Source organism: Marinospirillum sp. (assembly GCF_014859565.1).
Genome location: NZ_JACUUA010000096.1, coordinates 1 through 12,583, shown reverse-complemented (window position 1 = coordinate 12,583; position 12,583 = coordinate 1). Strand labels below are relative to the sequence as shown.

Below are 12,583 nucleotides of genomic sequence, written 5' to 3'. Positions count from 1 at the left end.
CTTTACAACCTGAGCATACCGGTAGCGGATACATCCGATACCACCCGTGCCACAGCCGCCAATCAGCTATTACAACAGTTGCTGGTGCGCGCTTCCGGTACCACAAAAGTGCGGGATAAAATGCCGCCGGAGGATTTTGCCCTAGCTCCGGAAGCCTATAAGGATCATCCGCGTTATGCTGTCTGGCATGAGCTGACTTCGGCGCAGCGACTGATTACCCAGTTCAGCTACAAGAGCAGCAATGAATTGATCACTCTTGCAGGAGGGGATCAAGTCCGCGCTCAGATACTGGAGCTGGAGTTTGATCCTGCGGGTGTCAGCCAGCTGCTGCGAAGGCTTGAACTGCCAATCTGGGACAGTAATCGCCCAAGAACACTTTTCTGGATTGCACTGGAAGGGCGGCAAGGGCGATATCTGGTCAGCCCGGAGTCCAACGAGCCATTGTCTGACGCCTTGTTGACTCGTGCCAGTCAGCGCGGTCTTCCGACAACACTACCCAACTCAAAAATCCATCCTATCCCTTCCACATTGCTATCAGATGTATGGGGTGGTTTTGCACGTGAGGTATTAGATGCTTCACAGATTTATAAACCCGATGCTGTAGCGATTGCTCGTATCCAACCTTCCGGCAACAGCTGGACGGTGCAGTGGCAACTTTTTACCGGTATTGACAGTGTCACACATAGAGCCTCGGTAGCCACCCTGGGTGCTGCGCTGGATGAAGGGGTTAACTTTGTTGCAGAAGAGTTGTCCCGCCGTTATGCCAGCCAGCCTGGAGAGGGTACCGGAACCTATCGTGTGCGGGTCTCCAATGTACAGTCAACCCGTGACTATGCCGCACTCACTCGTTATCTTAATGGGCTGTCTCTGACCAGTCAGGTACGGATAGTGCAGGCTCAGGATCAGCAGCTGTTGCTAGAGCTGGGCTTACGAGGTGGCTTGAGTCAGTTTCGTGCCAACCTGGCTCTGGATGGACGAATGAAAGAAGAACCCTTTCTAGGTCTGCAACAGAGCCGTAATTACAGTGAAGCAGTTAATACATCGGCTCCAGCAGCACAAGCTGGGCAGGTGGATGCTTATTTTCGCTGGCAATCGAATTAAAAAGGGTCGCTTATAGTGCTTCAGTCCATGCAGCTTTCTCTGGGAGTCAACCTTCAGGATGACCTGCATTTTGGCAATTTTTTACCTGGCCAGAATGCCGCTGCACTTGGAGAATTGCGTGAACAGCTCCGGGCTGATGGTTTTCACTATATTTTTTTGTGGGGGCGGGAAGACTCAGGCAAAACCCATCTGTTGCATGCTGCCTGTGCCGACGCTGAACAGCGACACAAAACGGCAGTTTACCTGGATCTGAATGAAACTGGTCAGCAGGCATCCAGACTGGCTGAACCCGATGATGGATTGGTATGTATAGACAACCTGCATCTGGTGGCAGGCCAACCTGATTGGGAAGAGGCGCTGTTCCATCTGTTTAACCGGATCAAGGAGAAAGAGGGAATGCTGGTGATTGCGGCCAGTTGTGCACCCTCTCATCTGGATGTGCAGCTTCAGGATCTGGCTTCACGGCTTTCATGGGGGCTGACCTACCAACTGCAAACCCTTAAGGATGAGGAGAAACTGACAGTTCTCAAAATGCGCGCTAAACAGCGAGGCATGGAAATGCCAGATGAGGTTGGACGTTATGTGCTGAATCGCAGCCCACGTCGACTAAGCGGCCTTTTTGCCCTGTTGGATACACTGGATGAGACCAGCTTAAAGCAACAGCGTAAGCTCACTATCCCGTTTGTGCGGCAAGCATTAAACTGGTGATTCTTGCTGGTTTCGTGTTTTTTTGTACTTTATGCTTCCGCTTGCAGCTTTGTTAGAGTTAATCTATAAAGCAGTAGCGCATAACGTTTTTGCCGTTGTCATAATCAGCTTCAGAAGGAAAGGGTCTTGGCTAAAATTTCTGAACAGGAAATTGCTCATATACTCCAGCAGTCACTGGATTTGGTGCTGGTGCTTGATCCAGCGGATCTAAAACTGCTGTTTATTAATGATCATGGTTCGAGCTGGTTAGGTTACCCACCCGACTCGCTAATTGGTGAGTCACCTCTGGTTTTTATGCCAGAACTCACCAGTGCTGAGCTTGAAGGCATACTCGACAACCTGCGGATGCTGGATGAAGGTGAGGGAGCAACGCTGGTTACTCCGGTACGCCGTAATCTGGGAGTTGCACATGATTTTGAATTTCGCCTGCAGCTGATTGACTCTGATGGACGTCATTTTATTCTGGCCAGCGGCAGAGATATTGCCGAACGGGTTGCCGTAACGGATCAAGTGCACAATCTGCTGGCTGATGCGCAGATCGAATCCCGCCAGGACAAAACAACCGCACTTTACCAGCGTGATGCTTTCCTGCAGGTGTTCCGCGAGCTGTTGGATCAAGTCGGGCCTAATGGTTTACGCTTGGCGCTGGTCACCATTGATATGAAAAACCTGCATGAAATCAACGAGCAGTTCGGCCAGAGTATTGGTGACAGAGTGCTGCGTAACATGGGAAGCCTGTTGCAGCACTGTGCTAGCCGGGATGATATCTGTGCGCGCTTCAGTGGACGCAAGCTATGCATCCTGATGCCTGGCAAGGGTCAGCAGGATGGTTTATTGCTGGCAGAACGAATTAACAAGGCTTTGAGTAAGGTTAAATATTCTGAGTTTCCTACCCTCAGAATTCATTCATGCATTGGTGTGGCGGAACTTCCTCAGCGCGGCGAACCTGAATTGTTGCTTGAAAAAGTCATCACCCGGATGCGTGAACTCAAAACCCCTGAAATGACTCATGAAGTCCATCGTTTGGGTCTGGTCAGCCTGCAGCTCTAGTGTGACTGCTCCCCGCCCTACGCTCAAGCGCCACGGGCGAGGCTTCCAACTTCTCAGGCAGCAACGGGTGCGTGACCCGATTGACGCTGGTCTCCAGTGGCAGAGACCGATAGTCCTGCGGCCTTTAATTTCAAAATACCCTGCGCTCGAATGTTGAGCGCTGCATTCACATCTCTGTCTCTATCTGACAAGCACGGGTGATACTGACCCTCAACCTTGCGATGAATCCGTGCCTTAATCGGCTCCATTTTTGGGATTTTGATCCAGTTTTCACCTGCACTTACGCTCGTACAGTGGTAACTGGACTGCTTGCCGTGCTTTCTTTTGAATTTCGGGTAACGCGCAGGATCACGGGAGTCGGTGAGGTGATCAGCAAGAAAGTTCATCACCTGGCTTTTTTCCAGAGCTTCACGCACCAGAAGAGCACCGGCATCGCTGCTGTTGGCCTGGTTGCTGAGCGAAAGATTCACGGAGGTGTTGAATGAGGTTGTCATGGTGGTATAGTTTCACCCGTGGCTTTGGTCGTTGAGATAAACCGTTCTTGCTGGAACACGTCATATTTCAACAGCATACCATTGCCACACCCACCTTTCAGCCATGTCTCGTGAATAAGGCGGGACAATGACTAGCTGCTCAAGCTACTGGGTATCAATTAAGCCCGATTGCCCTGTCTGTCAATGCCGAACCTTATATCCCCGCCATTAGTCTTAATCGCTTCATTTTTATGCACTAAAGTGGCATATTTAATGGTTTGGGTCATATTCCTATAACAAGAGTCGCGACCATGAATTTATACCGCACGATTGAAAAAGCTTTTTGGTACACCCTCACGCGCAAAATAGTAGGGAATGTTGTTGCACTGTTGCTGCCCCAGGCCATCCTGGTGGTACTCGCCATTTATTACCTGAAACAACTGGAAGACAAGGTCAGTGCTGTTGGTCAGTCCGAAGCCCTGTACCCGATGCTGATGAATTTCTGGTGGTTGCTGGGGTTATCCAGTCTGATAGCGTTAGTCATCGGTATGTTTACTGTATTTTTTATGCGCCACCTGTTTGTGAAGCCCATTCGTGACATCACCAAGGTGTTACAAGCCATCCGTGATAAAAATGGCGACATTTCCGCCACCTTGCCGGATTACACTTTTGATGAAATCTCGGAAATGGCTCGCAGCTATAACGAGTTTTCCGGTCGGTTAAAACAGATGATCAGCGAAACCCGCCACCACTCGGTTAGCGTGGCATTAAATGCGGCCAGAGTGCAGAAGATGTTGGCACAGGCCGCCGCATCATCCACCCGTCAGGAACAACAGGCACAGCAGATTTTTGAATCCAGCAGCCAGGCAACGCTGGCAGTGGAAGAAATTGCTTCGAATACCGCCAATATCAGCCAGCAAACCAGTCGTAATCTGGAAGAAATTCACCTGTCCAGCAACGAATTGAAGGATGTTTCCGAACAGATCAAACGGGTGGCACAGCTGGCACAAGGATTTCAGGAAACGGTGACTACCCTGAGTCAGAACTCGGACAATATCCGCAATATTCTTACTGTGGTGGCCGATTTTTCCGAACAGACCAACCTGCTGGCACTCAATGCCTCGATTGAAGCTGCACGTGCCGGTGATGCCGGTCGAGGTTTTGCTGTGGTGGCTGATGAAGTTCGCACTCTGGCACAGAAGGTGGGACAAGCCACTCAGCAGATCCACACCAATATCACTGAGATGACCAGCTTGGTCGGTAAAACAGAAACCGGTGCAGGTGCCATTTTGCAGCATGTTCAGGAAACTGAAGGTTTCATGACCCGCACCAGTGACCAGTTTATTGATATGGTGGCTGGGTTTGAGCAGATGAATCAGCAGTTGACCACTATTTCTGCAGCCATTGATGAGCTTTCTTACACCAACAAGGAAACTCACGAGAATGTCAGCAGCATCACTGATCTTTCTCAGGCGGTCAAGCAGGATATGGAGCAGTCTCGCGAAAACTCCTTTGAGCTGGAGCTAGCTACTGAGCGCACCCAGGAATTGTTGTCCCGCTTTATCATCGGTTTTGGTGGTTTTGAAAAGATGACCCAACTGGGGTATCTCTGGGCTGCAGAAACCGCAGAGAAACTGGAAAACTTCCAGCATCGTGGGCTGAACCTGTTTGACCGTAATTATCGACCCATTAATCCCGGTCAGAAGCCAACCCAGTATCTGACCAGTTATACCGAACAGGTGGAATCAGAGTTACAGGCGCTGTTTGATGGTTTTCTGCAGCAGCATCCAGAGTTTATTTATGCGGTGGCGATCAACAGTGAAGGTTACTTGCCTGTTCACCATCATAAGGTATCCAACCCCTTAACCGGTGATTTTGAGAAGGACAACGCCTTGTGCCGCAACCGTCGTATCTTCTTTGATACCCGTCCGGAGCAACGACGCTGTACCCATGAGAGTCCCTTCCTGCTGCAAACCTTCATCCGTGATACTGGAGAAATCCTTAATGATCTCTCCATCCCGATCCATATAGACGGCAAGCGCTGGGGCTCTCTGATTATGGGCTTTGAAACACGTCACCTGCTGGATGAATAAATCCGGCAGGTGGTTTGAGGTTAGAGCTTGCTCTTTAGCTCCTGCCATAAATCCTTGTACGCAAGGTTGGCAGGTTTGCTGCGGGCAAATACATCCAGCGGTGCCCGGTATTCCCCCATGTTTTCCACATCAGCAGAAAAAGGAATCACTGTATCCAGAAACGCAGGTTTACCCTGTCGCAGGGTTTCCTGGGTGTTTTTGTGCATGGATTTTTGCTGCTGTACCATGGAAAAAAATGGCAGGATTTTTTTTCTGGAATAGTCTTCCTGCTCAAAAAAATCCAGCAGCTGTTTAAAGGTTCGTTCTGACAAGGTGGTGGGTATCACCGGAATCAGTAGCTGATCTGCCGCAGTGAATACCGCCTCGGATAACTGCCCGATGCTGGGCGGGCAATCCAGAATGACCAGATCGTATTCTGACTTCATGCCTTTAAGAATATTTTTCAGGCGACTTTTGCGTTTATCCAGGCTGTTCAGCAACACATCAAAGTTACGGAAACTCAGGTGTGCGGGAATCACATCCAGCCCTTCATAATCACTGGCGCGGATATTTTCCAGCAGGTTTTCATAGGCCTTAAAAAAGCGTTTACCCCAGCTTTTTTTGGCCGGTTTGATGCGAAAATAAAAAGATGATGCCCCTTGGGGATCGAGGTCAATCAACAGGGTTTTTAAACCTGACGCTGCAGCCCAGTAAGCCAGATTGACGGAGGTGGCTGTTTTCCCCACACCACCCTTCATGCTGTAGATCGCCAAGGTTTTCATGCTGTTATCTCCAGTTGCAGGGGTTGTGCTGCATAAGCAGCGAGCGCTTTCATGACCTTGTTACGTGCCAGAAGCTGCTTGCTGTACAGCAGTGCCACCAGGCCATTTACTGCAGCCACCTGCTCCGGTGGGGTATTGGCCTGCAGTTGTTGCAGCAGAAATACCTGCTGCACCCCAAAATCGTTAAAGTCACCCAGAATATTCTGCAGGCGTTTTAATGCCTTCAGCTGCGGTTTTATCTGTTCGGCAGGGTAGAGCAGTGAGAAAAAATCCAACAGATAACGCAGCTTTTTGCATTCAATCCGCAGCTCGTGCACCTGCTCATCCGGTGTGTTTTCATCCAGATCAGCAACAAATCGGCAAATGCGTTTGTGGGATTTGCGGATTTTTTGTGTGGCGACTTCGCCCAAAGGTAAATTCGCCAAGGGGGCGCTGGCATCCAGCAAATCTTCTGGTACTTCAACGGCCAGTTGTTGCTGCAACCAGTGATAATCACTTTCATGGGTTGTAGCAAGCAACTGACGGGTCAAGGTTTGGTGGATTTTTTTACGCTGCCGAGCCGTTGTTTTCAGCAGGGCCTCCAGGCCGGGACGATAAACCTGAGGTAACAGCTGTTGATAAAAGTCTTTCTGTAACAAAAAAACATCCAGATCGCGCAGCTGCCCGGTGTTTGCTGCCAGTGCCGCCAGACGCTGACGCAGCTGGCGACCCTGCTCTTGCGGCAAAGCCTGTTTTAACAGGCTGAGCAAGGAGCGCACCCGGCGAAGATTGACTCGGTACTGGTGCAGAAACTCGGTATCGGTATCAGCAAGAATACCGGGTTCATAACGTCTGGCCTGCTGCAGAAATTGCAAAGCTGTGTGGCGCAGAGCAGTGGCAGTGGCCTCACTGGCATCGTGGGGCAAGAGATTGTCCGGACAAGCCTGTTGTGGATTGAGGGCACAAAATTCCAGCAGCTCACTGGCTTTTAATGGTTGCGCCGGCTCCAGTAACAGTTTGTCCAGCAGATCCATGACCTTGGCTGCCTCGGAGGCATAACCTCGCAAGGGCAACAATCGGAAAAGTATCCGGTGTTTACGGGGTGTCTCTTCACTGGCAAGGCTGTGAATTTGCTGCCGCAGGATCTCCAGCCTTAACACCACCTTGCCTTCATCATCTCGGCAGGCCAGCAATTCATGCTGTTGCGCAACCTGCAAAACAGCTCGTAGTGAGTTAAGACCGAGATGTTTTTTCAGCTGATCCTGCAGCTCCCCTTCCGGCAGGTCCTGCCAGAAGCGGGGATGCTGAGTAAGCGGCTGGCGGCAGAGCAATGCTTCTCCTTCATACAGGCTGGCTTCTGAATTCAGCACCTGCTGGCGGTTCTGACTGGTGTAAAACAGTGTCAGCCCGGCCTGGTGCAGGTGCCAGTCAAAATCATCCAGCAAGCAGCGAGTGGATTGCCACTGATCTTCATCCGTTAACTTCAAGGAAGAACCCAGTAGATTCTGCAAACGTTTTTTGTTTGGCTCTTTGTTCAGCAGCCAGCAACCTTGCTCTGCATCCATCATGTCTTATGGTGTTTTCCCAGTAGCAGTGAAGTGTAAAGTACCGGTACAGCAATCAACGTCAGCAAGGTTGCAAACGCCAGACCACCCATAATGGTGACCGCCATACTGGCAAAAAATGCATCTGTCAGTAAGGGTAGCATCCCCAGTATGGTGGTGCCAGCGGCTAGAAATACCGGTCGCAAACGACTGACACAGGCTTCTTTTAGTGCATCCAGTGCATAACCACCTTCGGCAATCCGCAGGTCAATTTCATCCACCAGCACAATGGCATTTTTCATCAGCATTCCAGACAGGCTGAGAAAACCCAGCAGTGCAGTAAAACTAAACGGCAGTCCACTGATCAACAGACCAAGCACTACACCCACTGCTGACATGGGCACCACCAGCCAGATCACCAATGGCTGACCCAGACGACCAAACAACAGCACTGATATCACCAGCATCACCAGAAAACTCAGTGGTAGCTGCTGCCCCAGGGATGCCTGAGCATCGCGGGAGTTTTCGTATTCACCACCCCACTCCAGTTTATAACCTTCTGGCAGTGGCAGACTTTCAATCACTGGCCTGATCAGACGAAAAGCTTCATCGGCTGTTTTATCTGCCGTTGGCTCAGCCTCCACCGTCAGGGTGCGCACACGATCACGACGGTGGATCAGGGCATCTTCCGGCAATAGTTCAAAACGCTCCACCACCTGAGTTAAGGGTACATACGCACCTTCCACAGAACTCCAGATCAGGCGATCCAGCAAACGACTGGCATCCAGACGCTCAGCTTCCGGTGGGCGGGCAATAATCGGCAGACGCTCTACACCTTCCCGATAACCGCCGACCCTCATACCTTCAGTGGAAAACTTCAGTGTTTGTGCCAGATCCTGACGGCTGATACCGGCATAGCGTGCCCGTTCTTCATTAAAAACCGGTGACAGGGTCAACTCCTGTTCCCGCCAGTTGTGACGTACATCAGTCAAGTCAGCAGAAACTTCCATCAATTGACGTGCCTGTTCACCCAATTCGCGCAGCACTTTTGCATCTGCACCAGAAAAACGAGCCTGAATCTTGGCACCACCACCGGGGCCAAACACCAGTCGCTGGGTATAAATTGCTGCATTGGGGAAATCATCGGCCAGTTCGTTACGCAACTCAGCAGCCAAGGAATCAATTTGGTTGCGATCATCGACCCGAATAATCAGCTGACCATAACTGGTATCCGGCTGGCGGGGTTCGTAGGTGAGCATAAAACGGCTGGCACCCTGCCCGATAAAACTGGCAACACTGACTACTCCCGATTTTTCCAGCACCCGTTGCTCAATCAGCTCGATGTCTCGTGCTGTAGCACGTATATCCGTGCCCTGGGGCAGCTCATAGTTGATGTAAAAGATCGGGGTGTTGGAATCCGGGAAAAAGGCCTGTTTGACCCAGCCAAAACCGGCATAACTGCCCAGAGTCAATACAGCCAGCACCAGCAGGGTCGTGCGCCGTGCCTGCAGGGTTTTGTCCAGCAGGCTGCGATAGAGTCCATACACCTTGCCCGCATAAGGCTCCTGTGGTGCATCACCTTCTGGAACACGAAAAAAGTAATGCCCCAACAGTGGTGTGACGGTGACCGCCAGCACCCAGCTCAGCAGCAGAGAAATCCCGATCACCGCAAACAGCGAAAACAGGAACTCGCCTGTGGCATCCGGTGATAAACCGATACCGGCAAAAGCCATGATACCTATCACTGTGGCACCCAAGAGAGGCATCTGAGTGCGTTTGACGGCATCACTGGCGGCATCCAGTGATTTGATGCGCTTTTGCATGTTGATCAGCATGCCTTCAGCCACCACAATGGCATTATCCACCAGCATCCCCATGGCAATAATCAACGCCCCCAGCGAGATACGCTCCATTTCGATGTGAAAAATTCGCATAAAGAAGGTGGTGCCCAGCACGGTCAGCAGCAGAGTCATACCCACCACCACACCAACACGCCAACCCATAAACAAGCACAACACGCCTATTACGATGGCAACCGACATGGCCAGATTCAGCATAAAACTATTGATGGCTTCATCCACCACCTGATGCTGCTCATAAATCGGGTATAACTCCACACCCAGTGGAATCTGATGCTGCAAGCTGGTCAGGTGAGCATCCACGGCCTGCCCAACCTGAACAATATTGGTATCCGCCACCCCGGCAACCGCCAGAGTAAAAGCCGACTGACCATTAAACCGGATCAGCTGATCCGGTTTTTCTGCACTGCGACGACTGATCTGTGCCACATCAATCAGGCTGATCTGTTCGGTACTGCCCGCCCGCCCGACCCGTAATGCTTCAAGGCTGACCAGTGAATCCAGGCCGGGGCGAGTCACTAAACGCACCCGCTGGTCACCCACACGTATCTCACCACCATCTTCCACCGAGTTTTCGGTCTGCAGGGTGTTCATCACCTGCTCCACCGGCAATCCCAGGCGGGTCAGCTTTTCGTGAGAGACTTCAATATAAATACGCTCTTCCGGTTCACCGGCAGTGCTCACCTTGGCTACACCCGGTACGGTCAGCAGCTCACGGCGTAAAAATCTTGCCAGCTCGCGGATTTCACTGTCGCTGTAACCTTCTGCCGTTACAGCATAAAAAATACCAAACACATCACCAAAATCATCCACCACCCGGGAGGATTTTGCCCCCGGTGGCAGCTGCGACTGGGCATCCCCTACCTTGCGGCGTAATTCATCCCAAATCTGCGGAATATCATCTCCTTTGTAAGTGTCCTTGATCTCTACCGTGATCTCAGACAGCCCCGGCATGGAGCGGGATTGAATACGGCGTAACTGGGATAACTGCTGGATGGCAGATTCCATCAGCTCGGTGACTTCTTCTTCCACCTCCACTGCTGTGGCACCGGGATAAGGAGTCACCACTATCGCCTGCTTGATAGTGAAGGCTGGATCTTCCAGCCGCCCCAGCGTCATCAGTGCCCAGATGCCACCCAGCAGACACAACAACATTAATAACCAGGTATTCATTGGGCGCTGAATGGAAAGACGTGCGATATCCATGCTGATCGCTCCTTAAAAGTGACTGAAAGGGCGCACACGCATCCCTTCCCGCAAGCGTGAAGTACCAGCAGTAATCACCTGCTCACCAGCTTGCACACCAGATAACAACTGCACCCGTTCGCCACCCATCACTCCTACACGAACACTGCGCTGACGCACTTCACTGGTCTGAGGATCAAAAACCCACAGATAAAAACTGCCATCTGCTGCACTGTTCAGGGCAGCAACCGGCACATCCAGCTGATCTGCACCACGCAACTGGGGTGCAGCCGTAACCAGCACCGTGGCCGTCATACCCGGTAGCAGATTTAAATCTTTCGGACGCTCAAAACCAAAGGTGACCTGATAGGTTTGCACCACCTGATCCGGCTCAGTGGCATGTTCCCGGTACTCCAGTAACATTCGCTGATCCTCACCACCCGGCAACAATAACTCAGCTTTTACCAGTTCCGGGCTGCTGACCCGACGCACCAGGTCTTCTGGAACACTGATATGCACTCGAAACTCCGTGACATCCTGCACACGCACCACAGGTGTACCCGGCTGCAGGTTCACAAAACGATCGGCCAGACGGCGGGTAATTAATACATCGGAAGGGGCGGTAATACGGGTGTAAGACAGGTTACGCTGAGCAGATTCCACCCTCAGTTGAGCCAAGCGGAATTGATCTTGGGCCTCTTCCACCACCGCACGTGAAACCGAGTTGTTATCCAGCAGGGAACGCTTACGGTTAAGATCTCGTAGTGTCTGCTGTTGCTGTATCTGAGCCTGCTCCAGTGCCAGCTGATAATCACGGGCATCCAGTGCTGCCAGCAGACTGCCTTTTGGCAGTAAACGACCCTGCTGTACAGGCAGCTCGGTTAAACGCCCGCCCACCTGAAACGACAAATCAACACTGCTGACGGCATCCACCCGACCCACAAAACGACGACTAATCGCCGGTACCAGTTCACCCAGAGTTTCCACCTTCACACTGGCAAGGGATTCAGCAGCACTGTTCTGAGCTTCGCTCAAATTGCAGCCTGTCAGCACACCCGCCATCAGCAACAAACCAGCCATGCCATACAGAGGTTTATTCAAGAAAATCCTCATGTTTGCAACTCCCTTGCACCTTGTTCCAAGTTCTTTAATAACTGATCTTTTTGCTCACTTCCGAAAGGCAAGAGACCCAGCATATCCATTAGCATCAACCCTTCACCAGCCACCCATAACAAACTGGCATGATCAGGATCGGTACTTTCTGAACAGATCTGCTGATAACGCTGCTTGATTTCATCCCGCATGGGCTGCAGCAGTTCCAGATTCTGAGCAGCAGCGGCCAGGATTGCCATGGGGATGTTCTTGTCCACGGTTTCTAGGGTGCGGATCACACCTAAAGTAGCCTGTAAGGTTGGATTAGGCTGGCCTTCCAGCTCGGCACGACGTTCATCCACCAAGGGGCAGTGATGACCCAGTAGGCGCTCCAGCATCCCGCTGATTAGTGCTTCTTTGCTGGGGAAGTTATACAGCACCCCTCCCTTGGTCAGACCGGCTTCTTTTGCCACTGAATCCAGACTGACTTTGGCAGCACCCTTCTCTATAGCCACCTTTTGAGCAGCATCCAGAATGTGTTCACGTGAATTGTTGCTGCGTCTTGCTTTTGGCATGTTAATAACCCCACAAATAAAAATACCATTCGGTACAGTAAAACCGAATGGTATAGTTAAATGCAGATCCGCACAAGACCCAGCAGTCTATTTTTTAAACAAATTTAGCAGTTTTGCTCTTTTTTTCCCAGCACCAAAACCGACAGATCCCGCACGAATCCAA

10 protein-coding genes are annotated in these 12,583 nt (G+C 51.3%); 4 read left to right on the top strand and 6 right to left on the bottom strand.

Going from position 1 to position 12,583, the window contains the following annotated elements; genetic code table 11:
• The 3 genes from IBX50_RS12075 to IBX50_RS12065 form a co-directional block, all read left to right on the top strand.
• The coding region (locus tag IBX50_RS12075; RefSeq protein WP_292256177.1) for a DUF2066 domain-containing protein at window positions 1-1,101 on the top strand (1,101 nt) is incomplete at its 5' end.
• 27 nt (window positions 1,102-1,128) lie between these two features.
• Window positions 1,129-1,809, top strand: coding sequence for a DnaA regulatory inactivator Hda (hda, locus tag IBX50_RS12070; RefSeq protein WP_292256176.1), 681 nt, complete (start codon window positions 1,129-1,131; stop codon window positions 1,807-1,809).
• A 126-nt stretch (window positions 1,810-1,935) separates the two neighbouring features.
• Window positions 1,936-2,859 carry a diguanylate cyclase gene (locus IBX50_RS12065; protein WP_292256174.1) on the top strand — a complete coding sequence of 308 codons (924 nt, stop codon included), beginning with the start codon at window positions 1,936-1,938 and terminating at the stop codon, window positions 2,857-2,859.
• 53 nt (window positions 2,860-2,912) lie between these two features.
• On the opposite strand, the gene IBX50_RS12060 is transcribed toward IBX50_RS12065, so the two are convergent.
• Entirely contained in the window at window positions 2,913-3,353 is a 441-nt protein-coding gene (locus IBX50_RS12060) for a hypothetical protein (protein ID WP_292256172.1), read from the bottom strand.
• Window positions 3,354-3,643: 290 nt separating this feature from the next.
• Here IBX50_RS12060 and IBX50_RS12055 point away from each other — a divergent pair, with 290 nt between their 5' ends.
• Complete coding sequence (locus IBX50_RS12055; RefSeq protein ID WP_292256171.1) at window positions 3,644-5,425, top strand: methyl-accepting chemotaxis protein; 1,782 nt, start codon at window positions 3,644-3,646, stop codon at window positions 5,423-5,425.
• Window positions 5,426-5,445: 20 nt separating this feature from the next.
• Here IBX50_RS12055 and IBX50_RS12050 read toward each other — a convergent pair whose 3' ends face one another.
• The 5 genes from IBX50_RS12050 to IBX50_RS12030 are packed head-to-tail and all read right to left on the bottom strand — an operon-like array spanning window position 5,446 to window position 12,420.
• Complete coding sequence (locus IBX50_RS12050; protein WP_292256170.1) at window positions 5,446-6,186, bottom strand: AAA family ATPase; 741 nt, start codon at window positions 6,184-6,186, stop codon at window positions 5,446-5,448.
• Complete coding sequence (locus tag IBX50_RS12045) at window positions 6,183-7,733, bottom strand: CHAD domain-containing protein (RefSeq protein WP_292256169.1); 1,551 nt, start codon at window positions 7,731-7,733, stop codon at window positions 6,183-6,185. The genes IBX50_RS12050 and IBX50_RS12045 overlap by 4 nt, the downstream gene beginning before the upstream one ends.
• Window positions 7,730-10,774 carry an efflux RND transporter permease subunit gene (locus IBX50_RS12040; protein WP_292256167.1) on the bottom strand — a complete coding sequence of 1,015 codons (3,045 nt, stop codon included), beginning with the start codon at window positions 10,772-10,774 and terminating at the stop codon, window positions 7,730-7,732. Before IBX50_RS12040 ends, IBX50_RS12045 begins: the two co-directional genes overlap by 4 nt.
• A gap of 12 nt (window positions 10,775-10,786) precedes the next feature.
• A complete protein-coding gene (locus tag IBX50_RS12035; protein WP_292256166.1) occupies window positions 10,787-11,854 on the bottom strand; it encodes an efflux RND transporter periplasmic adaptor subunit in 1,068 nt (355 codons plus the stop codon).
• An 8-nt stretch (window positions 11,855-11,862) separates the two neighbouring features.
• Entirely contained in the window at window positions 11,863-12,420 is a 558-nt protein-coding gene (locus IBX50_RS12030) for a TetR/AcrR family transcriptional regulator (protein ID WP_292256164.1), read from the bottom strand.
• Between the last annotated feature and the right edge of the window lie 163 nt (window positions 12,421-12,583).